The organism is Putridiphycobacter roseus, assembly GCF_003234935.1.
In the GTDB taxonomy this organism is placed as follows: Bacteria; Bacteroidota; Bacteroidia; order Flavobacteriales_D; family Crocinitomicaceae; genus Putridiphycobacter; species Putridiphycobacter roseus.
The window spans coordinates 56,554-79,578 of sequence record NZ_QKSB01000010.1; the positions used below are offsets into that span (position 1 = coordinate 56,554).

At 33.9% G+C, this 23,025-nt stretch carries 13 protein-coding genes; 10 read left to right on the forward strand and 3 right to left on the reverse strand.

Annotated elements, in window-relative coordinates; all coding sequences use genetic code 11:
• Nucleotides 1–73 precede the first annotated feature (73 nt).
• Nucleotides 74–847, reverse strand: a complete 774-nt coding sequence (yaaA, locus tag DNU06_RS13965) for a peroxide stress protein YaaA (protein ID WP_111064115.1) — start codon at nt 845–847, stop codon at nt 74–76.
• A 49-nt stretch (nt 848–896) separates the two neighbouring features.
• On the opposite strand from yaaA, the gene DNU06_RS13970 reads away from it, so the two are divergent.
• From DNU06_RS13970 to DNU06_RS14015, 9 genes are all read left to right on the forward strand, one after another.
• The gene (locus tag DNU06_RS13970) at nt 897–1,214 is read left to right on the forward strand and encodes a hypothetical protein (protein ID WP_111064116.1); all 318 of its coding nucleotides are present in this window, start codon (nt 897–899) and stop codon (nt 1,212–1,214) included.
• A 415-nt stretch (nt 1,215–1,629) separates the two neighbouring features.
• Nucleotides 1,630–2,358: a hypothetical protein gene (locus tag DNU06_RS13980; RefSeq protein WP_111064118.1), complete on the forward strand. Its 729-nt coding sequence runs from the start codon at nt 1,630–1,632 to the stop codon at nt 2,356–2,358.
• Nucleotides 2,355–3,125, forward strand: a complete 771-nt coding sequence (locus tag DNU06_RS13985; protein ID WP_111064119.1) for a hypothetical protein — start codon at nt 2,355–2,357, stop codon at nt 3,123–3,125. Before DNU06_RS13980 ends, DNU06_RS13985 begins: the two co-directional genes overlap by 4 nt.
• Nucleotides 3,115–4,218: a hypothetical protein gene (locus DNU06_RS13990; RefSeq protein ID WP_146239257.1), complete on the forward strand. Its 1,104-nt coding sequence runs from the start codon at nt 3,115–3,117 to the stop codon at nt 4,216–4,218. The genes DNU06_RS13985 and DNU06_RS13990 overlap by 11 nt, the downstream gene beginning before the upstream one ends.
• 1 nt (nt 4,219) lies before the next feature.
• Nucleotides 4,220–7,285, forward strand: a complete 3,066-nt coding sequence (locus DNU06_RS13995; protein ID WP_111064121.1) for a WD40 domain-containing protein — start codon at nt 4,220–4,222, stop codon at nt 7,283–7,285.
• Between the two features lie 114 nt (nt 7,286–7,399).
• Nucleotides 7,400–9,586, forward strand: coding sequence for a gliding motility-associated C-terminal domain-containing protein (locus DNU06_RS14000; RefSeq protein WP_111064122.1), 2,187 nt, complete (start codon nt 7,400–7,402; stop codon nt 9,584–9,586).
• On the forward strand, nt 9,587–11,221 hold the full coding sequence (locus DNU06_RS14005; RefSeq protein WP_111064123.1) for a PorP/SprF family type IX secretion system membrane protein: 1,635 nt from the start codon (nt 9,587–9,589) through the stop codon (nt 11,219–11,221).
• A 49-nt stretch (nt 11,222–11,270) separates the two neighbouring features.
• Nucleotides 11,271–11,696: a hypothetical protein gene (locus tag DNU06_RS14010; protein WP_111064124.1), complete on the forward strand. Its 426-nt coding sequence runs from the start codon at nt 11,271–11,273 to the stop codon at nt 11,694–11,696.
• Nucleotides 11,696–17,893 (forward strand): T9SS type B sorting domain-containing protein, encoded by a 6,198-nt coding sequence (locus DNU06_RS14015; RefSeq protein WP_111064125.1) that lies wholly within the window; start codon nt 11,696–11,698, stop codon nt 17,891–17,893. The genes DNU06_RS14010 and DNU06_RS14015 overlap by 1 nt, the downstream gene beginning before the upstream one ends.
• 17 nt (nt 17,894–17,910) lie before the next feature.
• Here DNU06_RS14015 and DNU06_RS14020 read toward each other — a convergent pair whose 3' ends face one another.
• Nucleotides 17,911–20,121 (reverse strand): RelA/SpoT family protein, encoded by a 2,211-nt coding sequence (locus tag DNU06_RS14020; RefSeq protein ID WP_111064126.1) that lies wholly within the window; start codon nt 20,119–20,121, stop codon nt 17,911–17,913.
• Between the two features lie 100 nt (nt 20,122–20,221).
• Nucleotides 20,222–20,659: a hypothetical protein gene (locus tag DNU06_RS14025; protein WP_111064127.1), complete on the reverse strand. Its 438-nt coding sequence runs from the start codon at nt 20,657–20,659 to the stop codon at nt 20,222–20,224.
• Nucleotides 20,660–20,774: 115 nt separating this feature from the next.
• On the opposite strand from DNU06_RS14025, the gene DNU06_RS14030 reads away from it, so the two are divergent.
• Complete coding sequence (locus DNU06_RS14030) at nt 20,775–22,988, forward strand: hypothetical protein (protein WP_146239258.1); 2,214 nt, start codon at nt 20,775–20,777, stop codon at nt 22,986–22,988.
• Nucleotides 22,989–23,025 lie beyond the last annotated feature (37 nt).

Below are 23,025 nucleotides of genomic sequence, written 5' to 3' on the forward strand. Positions count from 1 at the left end.
TACAATCGACAAAGGTATGTAATTTGCATTAAGCAGGAAAATAAGTTTACCATATTCAGTGGTATATCTTAAATCACCCTCTTTTAAAAACAAATTCTTCTGCTGTACTTTCGGTATTACAAAACCAATAACCTGCACTAGAAAAAGTTTTAATTTTTTCAATACTATCCACTTGTTCTGTAATTAAAAACCGGGTCATTAATCCCCTTGCTTTTTTAGCAAAAGTCATATTTACTTTGTAGATCCCATTTTTATTTATATCCTTAAATACTGGTGTAATTACTTTCCCTTTAATTTCTTTTAATTTTGCGGCTTTAAAATACTCTGAAGAAGCACAATTGACTAATATTGGAAACTCATCCTGCTCCAGCTCAGCGTTTAATGTATTTACTATTTTATCTCCCCAGTATAAATATAGATTTTTTACTTTTGGTGTAATCTTAAATCGGGTCCCCATTTCCAATCGATAAGGTTGAATTAAATCTAAGGGCTTTAATACCCCATATAATCCAGAAAGTATTCTTAACTGTTCTTGGCCTCTTGCTCTTTCTTCAATAGAAAGAGAAGGGTAATCTAATCCTTGGTATGCCATGCCCGTAAATATGTCAGCCGCACTTTTACTATTATCTTTAGTAAATGGTAACTGCCATTGTTGAAACCTTTCATAATTTAAATCTGCAATAGGTTTACTCACCGACATCAAATCCGAAATTTGTCGACTGCTTAATTTTTGAAGTTTATGAATTAAATATTCAGCTTCCGACAAGAATAAAGGCTGTGTAGGTGTATTTTTAGTCACGTCAACTTCAAAATCAATTGATTTTGCTGGGGAAAGTAAAATTTTCATTGTTAAATAATTTGTACAAAAATAATTATTTCAAACTTATTATCTTTGCATGAATATCTTAAAAGTGGAAAAAAGTATTATTCAAAGAAAGTGTAGTCAATGTGGAGAATGGAATACCAACCAATCCTATTGTCAATTCTGTAATAGTCCAATCGATTTAAAAGTTATAGAGAAAATAGAAACCCAAAAAAAAGATGCAATAGAAGCTGCCATTCCAAAAAGCAAATTAGAGATATGGAATGAGCGCCTAAAAACACATCCTTTTATCCCCTTAAGAATATTGTATTATCTGTTTTATTCGGTATGGATATTTTTTATGGGAATTGGCACTTTAATCGCATATTTTATAGCATGGGCAGCAGGTTAAACAAAAAACAATTTATCGGGTATGTATTACTGCTTCTTACTTACGCATTAATACAATACCTAAAACATTTAAATCTCTCCTTACCTCCCTTTTTCCAGTACTATTTTACGGATTTAATATGCTTACCCATTGTATTATACACCTGCTTACTCTTATTCATAATATCTCCCTTTCATCACCTAAAAAAATTATCCATGACCATGGTAATAGTCATGACTATTTATTTTTCTTTTATTTTTGAATTTTTATTGCCCACCATAGATAAAAGGCATGTAAGCGACATAAAGGATATCGTATATTATACTGTTGGTGCAAGCTTTTTTTATCTTTTCATGAATGGACACAAAACTGCCTTCCCCTTTACAAAAAAGTCGATTTAAAATTGTATATTTGCGTTAATCACTTAGGTAGAACAATGCACATAAAAGGGAGTTTATTTTTATTAATATTTATTACACTTTTGAGTCATTCAAATGCACAAGTGAGTGACATTGTCAATTACAAACCTTATGACAATTCTTTTATCTCCCCCGAAATCCGACAAAAACATGGTTTTTCAATCGGTGGGAATGTTGCTTTTTTCACCAACAAGACCTATTTAAAGAAAGATACTTTGTTAGAAAATGGTCCTTTAAAATACAACCGTGAGAATTATGGCTTGAGTTTAGGATACCACTATTTATTTATTCGGTCAAAAAAAATGACACTTTCAAAAAAAAGAAGGGATGAATTAGCAGGGATAAACCTGTACTTAAATGGTTTCATGGCATATTTAAACCGGCAAGACCCATTATACAGTAAATACACTACACATAAAGATTATTATACATGGAGTCAGTTTGAATTAAGAGCGACTTACCTTTCTCCATTCTTTTCGTTTAGAGGGAAATTATTTAGTTTGTACTTTATTAATGAATTTGGGTTCTCTTTATTTTACAGAAATATGGGGATTTACGACCAAGAATTTGACAAAAAGTTTAAAAGTTTTTTCTGTGTAAGTCCATTAAACATAAAGCTAGGGAAAATGCCCTTGATCATTAAATCAAGTATCAATGTCGCTATGGATAGTAACCCGCTTCAAAGAGCCGAAGTAGAAGCTAACGTCAACTTGGGATTACAAATTTATTTTTACAAGTATAAATGATTAAAATTTTACGCCCATATTTACTGTTATTCCTATGTATACAAAATGGGTATGCGCAAGAAATTAAACTGGGTATACATGTAGGTACGAATGCTTTTCAAAAAGTAGATTTTAAAGCACCATATTACAAACCAGAAGGCAGTAACTATACATATACCCCTGAAAAAGCAGGAAGCAATAGCTTGATTAATCATTTTAATGTTGCCAACAACTTAAAACTAGGTGCCAACATTAGGTTTTCTAGAAAAAAATTAGGCTTAAATTTTGAACCTGAAATCTTATTAGAAATTATTCAATTAAAATTTAACGCACCATACCTATCGGAAAGGTTAATGAATAAAAAATCATTACGCTTACCATTTTTCGGGACTTACTACCTTTTTAAAAACATCAATACTCCTTATCTAATTCTTGGTGGAATTTGGTCCTTCGAAACCGTATATGATTTTCAAAGACCTAGTAACAATTATTATACAGGAACACAAGAAGGAGTGTATGAAGACAAAGTTAATTTTGGAGACAATCATTTTGAGGGAGTTTTTTATGACACCGAACAAAAATTTCGGTACCAATACATGATCGGTATTGGCCAACAAGTCAAGAAGATTAATATGAGTGCGCGGTATGTAAATTATGTACCTAATTTTGAAAACTTAATTGAAAATAACGTTTTCAGGGGAACTATATGGCAAATTGAATTTAACTTAAGTTACTACTTCTTAAGCAATAAGGATGTTACTAAGAAAAACTATTTATATGAAGAGTAAAATACATGTAATAGTCTGCTTATTGGTTGTCTTTAGCAGCTGTAGCAAGCAAGAATGGATAGATCCCAAATTTTTAGAAAACGCAGGTAGCGCAACCCTATTATACAAAGCTGAAGTATTTAAAGAAACAGATAGTAGTTTTATACTTCAGTCAAGCTTTTTAGATATCCAAAATAAAGTTTTAGGGACCAAAGAAAAACAAAAAGATTTTAACTTTGATTTGAACCTGGGAGAAGACACGCCTTATTTAAGAATTTGCGATTCCATTAGCCATAGTACCTCCTTAAAAAGTCCAAGCATTAACTACTTTAATTTAATGCTCATTAATCCAGAAAATGCGAAAACAAGAATGTATCATGAGGCGACTGGTTTCTTTTTAGAGGCATATAGAAAAGAAGCTATCTCACACAACAATGAATTTTATATCGGCTATTGGAATAATCAAAACTTAGATGTCCTCTACCCCAACAATACTAACGACACCACTTTAATGCAAGTATTTTATGCGAATACACACATGGTAAGTCAACCAAAATTAAAAAGTCCGAATGAAATACCTTACCCAATTATACCAATAACAGAAGTATTAAACTTATTGAATAAAGCTGCGGATGAAATTATTAATCATGCGCCACTGCCCAGTGTAAAAAACCGCTACATCACTTATATTAATTACAGTAAAATAACAGATGAAAACTTTAATCCTATCGCCTTTAATAATTTAATAACAAAATTTACTGCAAACGGCATTCAATTGAATGTCATTAACTACCAAAACACGCCTATTCTCCTTCCTCTTGTATTCAGGTCAGGTGGCTTCTCGGTGAACAATTACAACAAAAGAGTTGGCTATAGTGACACAGAAGATGGCGTAGCATATTTTGAAACTAAAATGAAAGCAACAAATGTGGTACTTCAAAACTTAGAAAAATTATTACGAAAAGGTAACTTACAAATTGAGAACTATTTCTATAGGGTATGTAAAACGCCTATTAACAACGTTGATTATTCAATTGACTACTCCTTAGAGACCTTAGAATTATATATCGATTACGGCATTAATCGTTTTCTAGTTCATCCAATCTATAACTAACATGAAAAAAATAATATTCCTATTATTCCTATTGTTGAATTTTAGTCTTTTTTCACAAAAAGAAGAATTGGTAGTTCACCGAACACACTCTAGCGATATTGAGCTTTTAGAGTTTTCTAACTCTGGAAAATACTTGGCATCTTTAGGAGAGAATTCTGAAATAATAATTTGGCATATTCGTTTAGGGAGATTATTAACCACTTTTTATATAGATGAAGCTGAGGAAATAGAAAACATATCCTTTAGTGAAGATGAAAAATATTTATTTGTAAGAACAAAAAATAGCATACTCGGATTTGACATTAATCACTCAAAATTAATGGACATGGGCATTATAGAAACGCCTACGAATAGGAAAAAAAATTACTACCTAGATAAAAATGGGAAAATAGAATTTGCCATGAAGAAAGGCATCATTTTAAAACGTCTAGCAAACAAAAAAATACCACTAAACAGACTATCCGCTAATTCTATTGAAACAAAATTAAATGCCTTTGATATTAGTCCCAATGAAGATTTAGTAATTGCTGCTGGTCAAGATGGCAAAGTATACATTTACAAGTATGGCGGAAACCTTGTCACAACGTTAGACGCCCACTATTCGGCAGTGAATGACGTCCGTTTTTCTAAGGATGGTAAATCTTTCGCTTCTGCAGGAAAAGACAGAAGTATTATCATTTGGAATACAGAAAAATTAGAATTAGAAAGTAGGGTTTCCTCCAGTATTCACCGAAAAAACACGGTAAACTATAGCCATGACGGTAACAAAATATATGTTGGTGATGAACTAGGGTTTATTTTTGAAATTGACTTAATTGCGGCTTTTCCAAAAGTTGCGGTTCAAAAAACTTCGGACTATGCCATCAATAAAATTCAAAAATCCCCCAATGGAGTAGATTATTTTATTGCGACCTCAGACAATCATGTACTACATAAAACCAATCCAATTGATGACAAGTCTTTGGATAACTTTAGATACAAACAATACCCAATAGCCAACACGAAAACATTTTTATTTAAAGCTTTAGGAACCTATCAACCACCAATAGGCGAAGTTAAGGTGTTAGACGTTAGTAAAGACGGCAATCAAATTATTTTTGCTGGTACTTCTGGCAATCCAAATTTAACACACTATGATTTCAAAAAGAACAAAGCGACTCACCTGTACAAGTTTAAAAACTGGGAATCCTTTGAATCCATAAGCTTTATTAATGATAACACCATTATTGCAAATGCAAGACATCAAAATGTTATTTATGAATGGAAATTACATAAAAATAAATTTTATTATAATGCAGATACTTTAGATTTTAAAATTCAAGATTTTGTTAAAATAGCCGAAAATAAAATCTGGATTAATTCTGTGGAAAAAGGACAGTTCATATTCAACCTTACTACCCAAAGAATTGAAAACGTATTACCTGATAGTTACCAAAAAGTATTTAAACGCAATAACTACGTGGTGTTAATTGACCCTGCAAATCGCATTATCTTTTACGATTACAAGACTAAAAAACAGTACTTTTCTTTTAAAGGACACTCTGACTTAGTCACTGATATATCTTTTCATCCTGATGGAATACATTTTGTTTCTAGTAGCTATGATGGTACGGTGAAATTATGGGATTTTGAGCAAAAAACATTAATCACCACTATTATCCCCTTTAAAAATAACGACTTTATCTTTATCACAAAAGACAATTATTACTTGATCAGCAAAGGAGCAATTAACGATTTTGGCTTTAAATATAAAGACCAATATTTTTACCCAGATTTATTTGATATAAAATACAATCGACCAGATTTAGTTTTAACGGCTTTAAAAAGTAAAAATACAGAACTAATTGCTGCCTATCATCAAGCGTATTTAAAAAGACTAAAAAAATTAAATTTCACCGAAGACCAACTGGGCAGAGACTTTCATTTACCCGAAATTGAAATTACCAATTTAAAAGATCTTAAACCAAAAACCAACAAGAATTTTGCGGAGATAAAAGTAAATGCGAAAGATTCAAAATACAAATTAGAAAAAATTAATGTATGGTTAAATGGTGTGGCCATATATGGTGTGGAAGGTTTTAATGTTTCTTATGCCGACACAAGTAACTTTGCACATTTATTCAATATTCCATTGGCTGCAGGAAAAAATAGAATTGAAGTAAGCGTGCAAAATGTAAAGGGTGTAGATAGTTACAAGAAAACCTATAACCTATTTAACACGAATGAAGTAAAGGAGTCTAACCTTTACTTAGTCTCCATAGGTATTGGTAAATTTAAAGAAAATCAATACGATTTAAATTATGCTGCAAAAGATGCAAAAGACATCATCAAAACTTTTACCGACAGTAAATCTTTTACCAATGTTTATAGTCGCGAATTCACAGATGAAGAAGTAACTTTAGAAAATATTAATACCGTTAAACCTTTTCTTGAAAAAGCAGGTATTAATGACATGGTAATTGTTTTTGTAGCCGGTCATGGTATATTAGATGAGGATTTCAATTATTATTTTGCGACCTACGACATGGATTTTCACAACCCTAAATTAAGAGGGATACCTTATGAAATAATGGAAAGCTTAGTAGACAACTTGAAAGCATTAAGAAAATTATTATTCATAGATACTTGTCATAGTGGGGAATTAGAAAAAGATGAGGTAGAAAAAGTGGCGGACCCAAGTAGTACGGAGAAAGCCAGTGACATTATATTTAGAGGAGGAGCAGGCGTTAACGTTAAAGAAAAAGAAAAACCCTTGGGACTTTTAAGTACCAATGAATTGATGAAGAGTTTATTTACTGATTTAAGAAAGGGTACTGGAGCCACAATTATCGCCTCCTCAGCAGGTACTGAATATGCCATGGAAGGAGAACGTTGGGAAAATGGTTTATTTACTTATTGCTTGATTCGCGGACTAAAAAACAAGGAAGCAGATTTAAACAAAGACAATAAAATAAATATCTCAGAATTACAAGAATACATTCAATACCAAGTGAATTATATCTCCAATGGAACGCAAACCCCTACTTCCCGTATAGTAAATACACAATTAGACTATAGAATTTGGTAACTACTACCCATTAACAAACTGATTACACAGTATTTTATTAAAAATAAGGTGTCATTTAACGCGAATTTTAATGATGTTTTTTTACCTTTGTAGCTAATTTGTAATTATTTTTTAATGAAGCAATTTATTTTTATAGTCACCTTATTACTAGCCAAATTAAGTTTTGCAAGTGACTTGACAATAAGTACTTCCATTACGTCTCCTGTTTCTGGCTGTAATTTAACCAATGCAGAAATAGTGAAAATCACTATCATTAATGCGGCTACCTCTCCTTACTCTGGAACTTTTGATGTTTCTTATACTTTGAATGCCGTCACTACTACAGAAAGTATTACCGTACCAATACTTGCTACGAGTACGACTTATATTTATGAATTCAATACGCTGGTAGATTTATCTGCTTGTGCCATTCACGACTTCACCTTTGTTGTTTCTGATATTAATGACACTAACCCTTCCAACGATACAGTTACAGCATCCATTACAAATGACTGTACGCCAACACCAGGTACATTTACTGGCGCTACAAATGTTTGTATCGGCATGAACAATGGCGCTCTTGATTTAGTTGGTAATTCTGGTCAAATCTTAGATTGGGAAAACAGTATCGATAACGGAACCAATTGGAACAGCTTGACAAACAATTCCACTAGCCAATCATACAACAACATCACTTCTAACACCAACTATCGTGTTATTTTTAATGGTTTCCATGGTATCTGTCCAAACGATACAGTCTATCACTTATTAGAAATTGACTCTATCAGTCATGCAGGTATTTTAGAAAACGATTCTATTCATTGTGATACCATTTTTCCAACAGTAATTCATTTGAACAACTACACCGGAGATAACATCCAATGGTATTTGTCATTAAACAATGGCACTTCCTATACAAATTATGTAAACCCATATGATACGCTATCTTATTATGAAATTACGCCAAATTTTCAATTCTTTGCAAGTGTGAAAAATGGCACCTGCCCTGCTGACTCCAGCAATGTAATCCACATTAGCTACATAGAACAAAGTAATGCTGGTGTAATTCAAGGCGTAGACAGTATTTGTAAAGATGAACCGTTTCATACCTTGACGGTAAATGGCAGTAATGGCAATTTATTAAATTGGCAACTTTCAACGGATGGTACAAATTGGACAACGCTAACAGGAAATACGAATCCTTTTCAAACTAATATCCCTAATACATCTGCAAATTATCGTGCAATTTTTCAAGCAGGCGATTGCCCACAAGACACTTCCATGTTTCAAATCACTATCCTCGACTCCTCCAATGCAGGAATTTTAGTTGGTGCAAATTCATTTTGTGACACCATAAACAATGGTTTAATTTACGTCGATAATTTTACAGGCGATATCATTTCTTGGGTTTCAAGTATGAATAATGGTGCTACTTTTAATAGCATCCCTAATGTAAACGACACTTTATTTTATGCTAATATTAAGGAAACTACCGGTTTTGCTGTAGTGGTTCAAAATGAAAATTGTGCGCCCGACACTTCTGCATTATTGACCATTCAAATTATACAGAACTTAACAGCAGGAACCATAGTCGCTCCAGATTCGGTATGTTATTTAAGTGATTCGCTCGACATTTTCTTACAAGGCTATTCGGATGCTAACTTTTGGTGGGAAATCTCATTAGACAGTGGCTTAACATGGAGTAACACTTCTCAATTTACCCCTTTCTATACTTATAACACCACCAATCAAACCACCAATTTTAGAGTAATTAATAGTGAAATAGGTTGTGAAAATGATACTACAAATCATGTAATTCACATTTATAAGCATCCAACTTTGTCATCAAGTACAGACACCATAACCCTTGGGAATAGTATTTCTTTATTAGCCGATCCAGGATTTAGTTATCATTGGACCCCTAATATATACCTCAATAGCCCTTCCATTTATAATCCCATTGCGACCCCTGAAACCTCCACCGATTACTTGGTCGAAATTACCGGACCGGGAAATTGCATATTTACCAATAATTTTCATGTAATTGTGGCAGTTGATTTATCCATTATTGTAGTACATAATATAGTTACACCTAATGGTGACGGATTTAATGATACTTGGCAGATAGAAGAAATTGAATTTTTTGATCAAAACGAAGTAAAAGTATTCAATCAATATGGACAAATGGTTTACCAAGCAAGTCCATACTTGAACAACTGGAACACTGACAATTTACCTAATGGCACCTATTTTTACACCTTAAAACTAGCCAAAAATCAACCTGTAATTAAAGGAACGTTTACCATCATAGATCAGCAATAAATGAAATTAAATATTTTTAAATTATTCTTGTTTACAGCAATTAATATCAGCAGTATTTGCATTGGTCAACAGTCTCCATTACTTCAACACAACTACCTTTCTCCATTTGTTTATAACCCGGCATATGCTGGCATGAACGACGGTGCTGAAATGGGCATAATAAGAAATCAAAAATGGGCAGACTTTAACGGTGGAATTATCACCAATTTGTTAGTTGCACATACTAGACTAAAAACCTCAAACTCGGCAATCGGATTTAATTTAGGTAGCGATAATTTAGGCTTAACCAATCGAATAAACGCTCACCTTTCTTATGCATACCGTATTAAATTATCCGATAAGCTTACCATACAACCTGGCTTATCGGTAGGTATAATTGATCAACGCATACACATGAATGAAATTATTGGAGACGCAAATGACCCTGTACTCCAACAAAGTTTTGCCAGTAATAAAACCATTTTAGATGCAAATTTTGGTGTATTCATGCAATACGAAGCCTTTACATTAGGAATCGCAATGCCACAATTATTAGAAAATAAATTCAGTCTAAGTAACACTAATCTTTATAGTTTTGAATTGGCTAGACAATATGTTTTTAACAGTAGTTACCATTTTAAATTTAAGAAACACGATAACCTTTTTGTCAAACCAGATATTTTAGCAATCTATTCCCCAAACGTACCATTACACTATTCTGCTACTTTATTAGCTGGGCATCAAAAATGGGGATGGCTTGGTGCCACCTACAAAAGTGACTATGCTGTTGCTGCTAGTATTGGCTTTTCTTTTATTGAAAATTTAAAAATAAGCATGGCATATGATATTCCAATTGGCGCAATGGCATCCATTTCTAACAGTAATAATTTTGAAATAGCGCTTTTCTATCAAATTAAACAGAATAAACCAGCAGAAAACAACAATTTTTCAGAAGAAAAGTTAGAAAATAGACTAAAAACAGTGGTTGAGCAACAGGCTGTAAAAGATGCTATTCAATACGCAATTATTGATAGTTTAACGAACCAGATAAACATTAAAAAAATTGAACAAAAAGTACTAGAAGATGAAAATGTACTCATCAAAGAAACACTCACCCATTTCGATTCTATCAACCGAATACACCATACAAATGAGGAGATTAAAAGTAATAATGAAACTACAGAAACCGCATCTCCACGAGAGAATGAAATCTTAAAAACAAAAAATAAAACAAAAAAAAACGAAGACCAAACCATTTTAAAAAAGGGAGATAAAGGAGCTGTAGATGGTAAAAATATCAAAGTAAACCAAAAACCAATTTATGATGGTTTAAATGAATCTATTCAAACAAAAAGTATTAAAATTAAAGATGATTATTTTACAGAAGTAATGAACAGTGAGGCTTCACCAAATGGCTACTATATTGTAAATGGCACCTACTCGACTTTAAAGGAAGCAGAAAGATTATTAAAAACTGCCATTCCATTATTTCCGCAATCTAAAATTTTAATCAATTCGAGAAATCAAAAGTATTATGTTGTTTTATACTACTCAGAGGACATTAAAGGGGTTATTGATGCTTTAATTATTTCTAATTCAATCAACGAACCTGGCTTTAAAAATGCATGGGCAATGAATTATTTTTACAAGAACTAACAACCTTTTAAGAACATTCACCGTATAGTTTTATACACAAGCATTTACCATGAAATTTTTATTCTCTTTTTTACTTTCAATTTCATTCCAACTAAGCTTTGCTCAAACCACCAATGACTGGGTATTATTTCATGCCGAAAATGGCGTATCTTTTTACAAATTAGAAGCCGATTGTCAACCTACCAATATTCCGAATCAAATTGGAATCCTCATTAAAATTGTAAACAAAAATAAGCAAGAAATTACCGCAACATGGGATTTGAGACTATGGTATGACAATAAAGAATTTACATCAAATATTGCCGATAAAGAAAATCAATTAACCGTTGTAATTCCAAAAAATGAAGAAATTTTAGGTAATTGCGATACACCCTTTGGCAATTTATATATTCTTAAACGCTTTACGACCTTTAATAACAGTGCTACTTTAACAGATTTTAAATTTGACAATATTCGCATTACGATTAACAAATAATGAATAACTTAAAAAGGCTAAATTTTTATCTAATATTTATACTTATTTCTGTGGGGGCAACAAGTCATGCACAGAATGTAGCGGCATATGCAGATAATACTTTTTTAAGTTGTGGTGGTGGCGTGGTTAAGTTGTCTGCAGTTGGTAATACTTCCTCCACTATCTTTGGGGATAATTTTAACACGAGTTCCTTAACTGCAGGATGGACAACAGGTCCTGCCGCACAATTTAATAATCCATGTGGTACTTCTTTAGATGGAACAACTTACCTTTGGATGGGCTCTTCTACCTCAGCACCGCGAACACTGACTACTTCTAATCTAGATGTCTCCTGTGGTGGTAATGTTTGTTTCGATTTTAAATTCATGTGTGAATATTGTGGGGACCAATCCCCTTGTGAAGGAGCCGACTTTTACAATGAAGGGGTAAGTTTACAATATTCTACCAATGGTACTACTTGGATTGACATTGCTTATTTCGCTCCAAATGGTAACTTACTGACCAATTACCCAGGAATTGGCGCTACTGCTCCTATTGCTTTTGGCGCTACAAATTTTACAACATGGGATAATTATTGTTTTCCAATTCCAATTGGTGCCGTAGGTAACAATACCAAGTTTCGTTTATTCCAATGGGGGTCTTCGGGAAATAATTATGACCATTGGGGAATTGATAATTTCTATGTTAATGCCACCCCTTGCTCTCCATATTATTATGACTGGTTACACATTCCTGGTTCACCAGATGCTGCATCCGTTTCTACCTATATTACCCAAACCACAACCTTTGTGGTTAATTATACAGATGGCGTAACTACTTTTACGGACCAAGTAACTGTAGTTGTTGATAATTTAGAATTTGACACTATCATTGTAAATCCGGCAAGTTGTTATGGTCTTAGTGATGCCTCCATACAAGCAAATATGTTAAATGGTCAAGCCCCTTATAGTTTTATATTAAATGGCCCCATTCAAGCTACTAATTCTACGGGTAATTTTAATAATCTTCAGGCTGGTTTATATGTCTTAGAAGTAACTGATGCTTTAGGTTGTACTGTTATTGCTAATGTTGTGCTACCAGAAGGGCCTTCATGTTGTACCGTTACCAGCAATGGAACAGATCCAACTTGTGATGGCTATACAGATGGCGCAATAGTCGCGAATGCTTCAGGAGGTATACCATCCTATGCATACCAATGGTATACCGCTGCAAACACCCCAATTAATGGACAAACTTATCAAAGTATAGGCGGGCTTTCTGCTGGGACTTATTATGTAGAAATTCAAGATATATCGGGCTGTATCAACCGAGACACCATAACCATTTCGGCTCCCTTGCCATTAACCGGGAACTTAATTACAAACCAAATAAGTTGTTTCGGTTCCTGCAATGGAGCCATACAACTTCAAAATCCTGCGGGAGGCACACCACCTTATCAATATTCCTTAAATGGTAATAATTTTTCTGGCATAAATACTTTCCCCAATCTTTGTGAAGGAAATTACACCTTTACCATCAAAGACAATAAAAATTGTACACTTCAACTATTAGATACCATCATAGAACCCGAAAAATTAGTCCTTTTTGATACCTTAATTAAAAAAGAAATTTGTGGCGGTGGAGATGGAGAAATATATGTATCAGCGGAAGGTGGTAGTCCAATTTACACTTATACTTTAGGTGCTAACACCAACACTAATGGCATTTTTACTAACCTATCCGCAGGAAGTCAACAGATTACAGTTACGGATATTAATGGTTGTACCACTAACATAGATGTTACTTTATTGAATATTCCTCCACCAAATCCAGTTATTGACTACCAGCAAGATGTTGCATGTGCCGGTGGAATAAACGGGGCAGTAACCATTGTAGTAACCATTACAACCGGTACCTCTCCTTTTACTTTTAACCTCAACAATACGGGACCTTCTCCAACAAATACTTTTAACGTTAATGCTGGAGCACATTCTGTTGTAGTAAATGATGCCAATAACTGCACCGGAACCATCATGTTCAACATAGGGCAACCTTCCCCATTATCCTTTACTACTTCTCATACTGACATTAATTGTAATGGGGTTTGTGATGGAACAGTAACCGTAAATGCAAGTGGTGCAACGCCGCCCTACCAATATAGTTCTGACGGAGGATTGAGCTTCCAAAACTCTCCTACTCTAACCGGTCTATGTGCTGGAAATACAGACGTTCGGGTGATTGATGCCAATGGTTGTTTGGCAAATTCCACCATCAATATTGGTGGACAAACCGCCATTAGTTCTTCCTATACAAAAGTCGATCCTACCTGTCATAATGGTTGTGATGGAAGCATTAGTTTTGGATTAACCAGCGGCGGCAACCCAAATTATTTATACAGTGTTGATGACGGTACAAATTATTTTAGTTCTCCTTTTTTTGTCAACCAATGTGCTGGAACCTACAATTTGAAAGTTAAAGATGCTAATAATTGTGTTTACGCTATGAATGGCATTGTACTAAACAATCCTTTAGAGATTGGTTTTAATACAATTTCAAACACAGGGTCTAATTGTAACTTCTCTAATGGTGGCTTCGAAGTACAGGCTATAAATGGTACAGCAGGCTACATTTATTCTATTGATAATTTTACAAACACACAAAATAATGGTAACTTTTCTGGATTGAATGCTGGAATTTATACGGTAATTGTTCAAGATGCAAGCGGCTGTGAAGACACCATTCTAAAATCAGTTAGTGATTTAGAAATTAGCACAACTCTTGATTCTACACATAACGTAACATGTTTTGGCGGTCAAGACGGTGCTGTATTTGTAGAGGTTACCATTGCCCTTCCTCCAATTAGCTTTACATTAGATAGTATTTATTTTCAAACCAATGGTGCTTTTGACGCTGCCACCAATCCAAATGTACATATACCTGCAGGGACCCATTATGTCATTATTCATGACAGTGGTAATTGTAGTGATTTTTATGAATTTACCATCACAGAACCGGACAGCATCACTTACAATATCAATACTGTAAATACTACTTGTTTAAACTCAAATGATGGGCAAATTTCATTTAGTAATATTTTAGGAGGAAATGCCGGCCCATATAGTTATAGCATAGATTCTGGATTGACTTACCATAATACGAATACATTTATTGGATTAGCTGCAGGAATATACAATACCCGAGTACAAGACAGTAAAGGCTGTTACGCCGATATGCAAATAACCATCTCAGAACCTTCTGCCATCACCACAACTATTAACCCCACCAATTTAATTTGTCATGGCGACCAAACAGGTAGTATGATTTTTGTAGCGCAAGGTGACAACGGTCCTTATAACTTCGACATAGGTGCATCAAGCAATACAACAGGTATATTTATCGGTCTTAATGCCGGACTTTATAACATTAAAATTACAGATGCAAATGGCTGTACCCTAGACACGGTACATACCCTAAATCAACCAGATACCATTACAGCAGTTTGGAACACAACTGATAATGCCTGTTTTGGCAATTGTGATGGTGAAATTTTAGTCACTGCTTTAGGTGGAACACTCCCCTACCTATACAGTGCCAATAATGGTGTCAACCAACAAGCATCTAACTTACTGACTAACTTATGTAATGGTATTCATAATATCCAAATTGAAGATTTTAAACACTGTGTTTACAACGTGAATCAAACCATCACCTCTCCTACTCAACTCATAATGTCTACCACCAAAACAGCCGCTACTTGTGGTGTGAATAATGGTAGTATTACAGCAACTCTTTCCGGAGGCACTTTACCTTACAATTATTACATCAGTAATGACAATGGCCTTACTTTTTCCGGCCCTTCAACGAATAACCAATATAACAATTTATCCCCCGGTTCTTATCTCATTAAAGTGGTTGACAATAATTTTTGTTCTATTCAGAAAAACATAGTTGTTTCCGCTACCAACCCACCAACTATAGACTTTGTAAATACAGTTGATATTTTATGCTTTGGAAATGCAAACGGGAGTATCACCATTAATAGCGCCATGGGTACGGGTATGCATGAATACAGTATGGACGGAATCAACTACCAAACGAGTAACACTTTTACTGGCATTGCCGCAGGAACTTATAGTGCGTATGTTAGAGATGCAAATTTATGTGTATCTCAATCAACAGCAACAATCAATGAACCTGCAATATTAAACTCCACGATTAGTAAATCAGATTTAATTTGTAACAACGATTTTTCAGGATCTATTAATGTAGTGCCTAATGGCGGAAAACAACCATACACTTATTCTATTGATAATGGTATTAGTTATCAATCTGCAGGTACTTATACTTACCTAGACGCTAATAATTATACCGTCATTGTAATAGATGCTAATAATTGTTCAGATACAAACCTGATTACCATTACAGAACCATTAGCTATTACAACGCCGAATTTTACAAGTAGCAATACCTCTTGTTATGGTTTTTGTGATGGTTCCATTGACTTAGGACCAAGTGGTGGGACAGGGACTTTAACCTATCAATGGACTGGCAATATTGCCAACCCAAATTCTGCCATTGCTAACAATGTTTGTGCTGGAACGTACAATGCAATTATTACGGATGCCAATGGCTGTTCACTGGACGTATTTAATATTATCCTTACAGAGCCTCCAGCTATTTTAATCAGTAGCGTGGTACCTACTAATATCGATTGTTATAAAAATTGTACTGGTGAAATTTTAGTTAATGCACCCAACGCTGTTAATTATGAAATTATACAGGCGGGAAACAGTACTATCAGTCCTAGTAATACCTTTTCAAATTTATGCATTGGCAATTACGACATTATAGTGACAGATGTTTTTGGTTGTACCGACTCATCTAATACCACTATTACACAACCAGACAGCTTATATGGTACAGTTCCAAACGATTGGGAGAATGTGTGTTTTGGAAGTTCCTTGAATATTTCTGCAGGCTTTACCTATGGAGGTACTGGGCCATTCACCTTCAATTGGGTAGATAATTATGCAAATACTTATCCAGCAACCAATGTCTTTACCCAAGTTGCGACACAAAATAACACCTTCACTTTCGACATTACAGATGCAAATGGTTGTACCGCTGGCCCCTATTCCTTTAACATGACCGTTACAGATCCACTTACCAGTTCTATTACTTCAAATGTAGTACATATATGTCCTGGTGGCACTGCTCTGATCACAGCGAAAGGAATTAATGGACAATTGATTGATTTTGGAGATACTTTAGATTACGCGTATAGCTGGAATACAGGTAATCCGAACGACACATTAAGCACCTTAACAGTTTCTCCAAATGACACCACCACTTATACTGTATCCATTACGGATTATTGTAATACGACAGATATTTCTAGTGTTACCATCAATGTTTACCCTGACCCCACGCCTAAAATTGTTGGTGGCGACACCATTTGTGCAGGTGAACCTATCAGTTTGAGTAATGGTAATTACCTTACTGGCTCTAGCTGTAATTGGAAGTTTAGCAATGGTTATCAGTCTAATTCTTGTTCCCCTACAATTAATTTTACAGAACCAGGCTGTTATGATGTTACTTTATCCGTTTCAAATCCTAATGTAGGTGGACCTACCTGTTATGCCACCGTAACACAAGCAGATATTATATGTATTAATCCTTTACCTATTGCCAAATTTACATTTGCACCTGAAAAACCGATTGTAACAGATGGTAAAATTGATTTTATGAATCAATCAATTGGTGCCGATTATTATAATTGGAGGTTTGGAGGTTACGAAACCACCCAAGATTCTAGTCCATTATTCCAGTTTAGTTTTGACCAACAAACAATAGTCAACACTTGTTTAGAGGTTGCTACCAAGTTTGGTTGTAAAGATGTATTTTGTAAAACCATCTTAATTCAAGATAATATGCTCTTTTATGTCCCTAATTCTTTTACACCAGACTATGAAAGTAGAGACAACAATATCTTTAAAGCCGAATTTACAGCTGGATTTGATCCCTATGAATTTGAAATGTTAATCTTTAATAGATGGGGAGAAATTGTTTTCCAATCCAGAGATGTAGCAGAAGGTTGGGACGGAAACTACGGAACTACTCCTGCAATACAAGCAGTATATGTTTGGAAAATAAATTACCTAGATACCTTTGACGGTACCCACAAAACAGCCACAGGGCATGTTACACTTTTAAGGTAAATAAAAAACAATCCTACTTATACCCTAACCACCGATCTAACTCCTTCTATTTGCTCAAACTTAGTAATTAGTTTATCCAAATGTTCGGTATCAAAAACGTAAAGCATAATATTCCCTTCAAAAATACCGTCATTAGATTCAAATGAAATGGATTTCATGTTTACATTTAGTTCCAAAGAAATAATATTAGTAATTCTGTTCACAATTCCCATATCATCAATACCCGTGATTTTAATACCCGTCAGTTCCGCTTTCAGTTTTTGACTTTGCCATTTAGCCTTTAAAACACGGTAAGCATAATTAGACATTAATGCAGTTGCGTTTGGACAATTAACCCGGTGTATTTTTATACCCTCCGTAGCCGTAATAAAACCAAAGACATCATCTCCTGGAATTGGACTACAACAATTAGCCAATCGGTATTCCACATTCTTGAAATCTTCACCAATAACAATAGTATCCTTTTTATTATCGACACAAGTTATGATGTTTTTTAAAGAGGAAGATGTAATTTTTGGTGCAGGCGTTTTTTTAAGTATGAAATGCTTATTGTTTACAGGAATTGTTCTTAATTTAGATAAATCAATTTTACCTTTCGCTATTTGGTAATACAATTCAGTAGCACCATGCATGTGGTAAAATTTTTCCAACACACTTACATTCTCACTGTTAAACAACACGTCAATTTGCTTAAACTTTCTCTGCAAGGTTTCCTTACCATCACTGGCAATTTTTTTCTCCTCTTCTTTTAAAGATGCTTTAATGCGTTGTTTTGCTCTTGCCGTCACCACAAATTTTAACCAATCTTCTTTCGGTCTTTGTTTTGAACTAGTAATAATTTCCACCTGATCGCCACTTTTTAAAGAATGACTCAAAGGCATCAATTTACCATTTACCTTGGCGCCAATACAACGCATACCAATATCGGTGTGAATATCAAAAGCAAAGTCTAAGGTGGTGCCACCAACAGGTAAGACACGTAAATCTCCAGAAGGGGTAAATACATATATTTCCTCATTGAATAAGTTCAGTTTAAACTCATCAATAAAATCAACTGCATTTTCATCTGGGTTCTCTAATAAATCTCTAATTTCACCTAACCACTTATCAAAATTAGATTTTTTTGCATTATTTTCTTTATATTTCCAATGCGCTGCATAGCCTTTTTCAGCTATTTCATCCATTCTTACACTCCTAATTTGTACTTCGACCCATTTTCCAGTTGGACTCATCACCGTGGTATGTAACGATTCGTATCCATTGGTTTTAGGTATCGAAATCCAATCTCTCAAGCGATCTGGATTGGGTTGATAAAAATCAGTCACAATAGAGTAAACTCTCCAACATCTTGATTTTTCCAACTCCAAAGGTGCATCTACAATAATTCGAATGGCAAAAATGTCATAGATTTCATCAAAAGTTAAATTCTTATTTTTTAATTTTTTATATATCGAAGAAATACTCTTGTACCTGGCTTTAACTTTATATTTAAATCCTGTTTTATTTAATTCACTTTTAATTGGATCAGAAAAGTTTCTAATAAATGCATTCCTTACTTCTTTAGATTTTTCAATTTTTTGTTCTATTTCTTTATAAGCATCTGGATATTTTACTTCGAAAATCATATCCTCAAATTCTTGCTTAATGGCATTAAATCCTAAACGGTGTGCTAAAGGAGCATAAAGAAACTCGGTTTCAGAACAAATTTTTAGTTTTTTATCTAATCTAACCGATCCTAATGTTCGCATATTATGCAAGCGATCTGCAATTTTTATAAAAGCCACTCTTAAATCATCCGAAATCGTTAAGATTAATTTTCTGAAATTTTCCGCTTGTAAAGAAACGTTATCATCAAACACCTCAGGAATTTTAGTCAACCCATCTATAATCATTCTGACTTTTAAGCCAAATTTATCTTCAATGTCCTGCAATGTAATATAGGTATCCTCCACGGTATCGTGTAATAGAGCAGCTACAATGGCCGTGGTTCCTAAACCCATTTCTTCTGCACAAATTCTAGCAACAGCAATTGGATGGTAAATATAAGGTTCGCCTGATTTTCTACGCACTCCTTTATGCGCCTCCATAGCCATGTTAAACGCTTCTCGAATCATCTTGGTGTCTTCTTTCGATTTTCTAAATCGTTTACTAGCACGTAACAACCCCTTGTAGGCATTTAATATGTCTAATCTTTCTCTTTCTTCATCTATTTGAACTTCAACAGCCATGCGTTTCTTTTATTTCCCTACAAATTTAAACTTTATAAATTAGAACATAAAAAAAGCGTTATAAAATTATAACGCTTTTTACTATTATTTATGCAGCAGATTAACTGAATAGTCCACCAAGTTTATTTTTGAAAGTGTTCACTAAATCACTATCTCCAAACATGTCCAATACGCTTCCTCCTTCTTTGTCTCCTCCTTCTGCCATAGCATTAGAAGTACCGCCCATGAATTTTGCCATTACCACACTTTTAATTTGATCAATGATACCTTCATCAAGTCCTAATTTATTTTTTAAATTAAAAGCTAAATCTCCTTCTAATTTACCTGCCATACCATTTGCAGCCTCTGTATTCTCATTTTGAGAAAATAGATTTTTAATGGTATCAACGTTTCCTTTTGCGTTTTCTTTGTTTACTCTGTATTTAACTGCATCCGCAGCTTGGTTTGTTACTGCAGCTTTATCTTGCTCCGACAATCCTACTTTTTCTAAGATATCTCCCAAGTCTACTTTTTTCATTAAATCATCTAATCCAAACATTTATTTTTTTTTAAGTTATTATTATACTTAGCAAAATACCAATTATTATACCATCTTTCAAATTGACGCTATATTTTTTCCTACTTTTATTGTTTTCAATCTAAAACACATGCAAATGATGCTAAAAAAAGTACTAATAATTCTTGTCTTATTGGTTACATCCCTAGGCTATGGTCAGGAGAAATGGGAAGATTTCACAGGAAAACAAAAAGCTTTTTTTTATCAGCTCACACGAAAAATTGAAAACTTAAAGCCGACCATTCATCCTTTATTCGAATTTACAGACTCTATTCCTTACATCAACGATACCTTACCAGACTATCCTTATGTGGAATCCTTCATTGAAAGTGATTCTTCTAAATTGATTTGTCACCATACAGAGTTTGCTAGAAAAAACAGAGGCTTATTAGGGGATGTTGGTATGCATTATGCCGCTTGGGAATTGGATTTATTGCTTCAATTTAGAAATTCAACAAAATTAAAATACGCCTATTTAAAGCCAAAATTTGAATACTTTGTTCAATTAATTCTCGAAAATGCACCAAGTAATTTAGCGACCATCAACACTAATGGGAAATATGAATTATCGCCTAGTATTCTAAACTACCTTTCTCCAAATCTTACCATTGGAGAAAAAATGGCAGCCATTAAAAATAGTGGTTTTACACCGGATGAAAAATATGCTATCCTACAATCCATTTATGCAGCACAAGAAAAATACATGCACATTCGGGCCAATGAAATAGTCGACATTTTAACCCAGAATAATATAAATACTACGCATTATATGTTAGCCGCTGGAGATGGTGAAGATTGGAATGATTTAGAATCTATCATCAGAACTAAATATAATCGCGCCTTACCCGACCCTAAAGCCTTATTCAATTATCAACTAAAGACAAAACGAAGCGAGGATAAATCCAATAAAAACATTTTAGTAAGTGATGCACCTGTGATAAAAATGAGTACCAAGGTAAATCACCAAACTCACTTACATATAGATGCCTGGGCATATCACCCAGAAAGACAAACCACCATTGTAGTACAAAAAGGTGGTAGCTCTTATGTGTTATATGGGAAAAATGAACAGCGTTATGTTTCTCCCGATTCTACTTTTGGGGAAGGCGTAACTTATTGGTCGCTTATTAAAAATTTAGAAGAAGTCTGGATTGCTGATTTAAAAGAAAAAATATATGGTAAAAAAGGGTTCGATTATTATATTGCCTTGTATGAAAAAAAGCAAGCCAAAACAAGAATGCACATAAAAGTGACCGAAGAAAAATTAGATGCTATTCGATACACGCCTGCTGCAGCACCTAAAATGAAAAAATCTAGAAAAGCTAAGAAAAAGAAAAAAAAGAGTGCCGGACTTTCCTACCAGGACTCTAATTATGTACCACATGGTAAGCTGACAAAAACGGCAAAAAAAAGGCAAATACAACAACACAATTTAATTGCTTTAAATGGTCAATTAGAAACGGAGTTAGCTACCTTAAGACAACTGAAAAAAGAAAAAGAAGAAGCCTTTGATTTACTGTCAAAATTTGAGACCAAATTAGACCAAATGAAAAAAAATATGGGCTTTAATTTAATGGCCTACGAAAAAGATAAATTAGGAAATTACCTTTTTACAGATGGTGCTACTTTTAATGTACAAACACAAGACCTTACTTTTCCTGAAGCAGACGAAGTTGATTATTTTGAAGTAATTTTAGTCAGCTTTGGTGAATCAGTATTTGATAAAAATTTAGCAGAATTTTTTGTGCATTTTAATTTAAGCCATACATTAAGTAAAGATGTTTTTGTTTTAGATGAATTCAGCACAAAAATTAAAAAATCTGGTGCGTACAGTAAAAGTGATTCTATTCAAACAATGGAATTCTTCCATGAATTATCCAATAAAAAAATGCCTATTACCATTCAATTAAATGGATTAGGCGTTGCGAATGGTACGCCTCCTTATCCTATATCTGTTAATACAAAGCCAGTTGTGGCAGACGAAACCCATAAAAACAAACTGTTTTATTATCTGCAAATTCAAAAAGGTTCAAGTTTAGCATATAACTTAACCGTGTGGTCCAATGAATTTATACCTACAGACCAAAATATAAAAAGAAAAATAATTGTTGACCAAAACCCTCAATTAAATCCAATTGAGGTAGAAACGGCTGTTCAGGCAAAGGCCTTTTTCGATAATTACAAAGTTGAATTGACTGCACTCGCTACGTTATGGATTAAAGATACCAAGCAAAGAAAAACGGTATTAAAACGCATTAAATCTTTAAAAGCGAAAACAGTGCTTGTAAATGGTGAAGAAATTAAAATATAAAGAAAGAGGTTACTTTTTATTTCGTAATTTTGCAACC

Coding starts and splice junctions, on each gene's coding strand:
- yaaA (WP_111064115.1), bottom strand. CDS start 847: ATGAAAATTTTACTTTCCCCAGCAAAATCAATTGATTTTGAAGTTGAC.
- DNU06_RS13970 (WP_111064116.1), top strand. CDS start 897: ATGAATATCTTAAAAGTGGAAAAAAGTATTATTCAAAGAAAGTGTAGT.
- DNU06_RS13980 (WP_111064118.1), top strand. CDS start 1,630: ATGCACATAAAAGGGAGTTTATTTTTATTAATATTTATTACACTTTTG.
- DNU06_RS13985 (WP_111064119.1), top strand. CDS start 2,355: ATGATTAAAATTTTACGCCCATATTTACTGTTATTCCTATGTATACAA.
- DNU06_RS13990 (WP_146239257.1), top strand. CDS start 3,115: ATGAAGAGTAAAATACATGTAATAGTCTGCTTATTGGTTGTCTTTAGC.
- DNU06_RS13995 (WP_111064121.1), top strand. CDS start 4,220: ATGAAAAAAATAATATTCCTATTATTCCTATTGTTGAATTTTAGTCTT.
- DNU06_RS14000 (WP_111064122.1), top strand. CDS start 7,400: ATGAAGCAATTTATTTTTATAGTCACCTTATTACTAGCCAAATTAAGT.
- DNU06_RS14005 (WP_111064123.1), top strand. CDS start 9,587: ATGAAATTAAATATTTTTAAATTATTCTTGTTTACAGCAATTAATATC.
- DNU06_RS14010 (WP_111064124.1), top strand. CDS start 11,271: ATGAAATTTTTATTCTCTTTTTTACTTTCAATTTCATTCCAACTAAGC.
- DNU06_RS14015 (WP_111064125.1), top strand. CDS start 11,696: ATGAATAACTTAAAAAGGCTAAATTTTTATCTAATATTTATACTTATT.
- DNU06_RS14020 (WP_111064126.1), bottom strand. CDS start 20,121: ATGGCTGTTGAAGTTCAAATAGATGAAGAAAGAGAAAGATTAGACATA.
- DNU06_RS14025 (WP_111064127.1), bottom strand. CDS start 20,659: ATGTTTGGATTAGATGATTTAATGAAAAAAGTAGACTTGGGAGATATC.
- DNU06_RS14030 (WP_146239258.1), top strand. CDS start 20,775: ATGATGCTAAAAAAAGTACTAATAATTCTTGTCTTATTGGTTACATCC.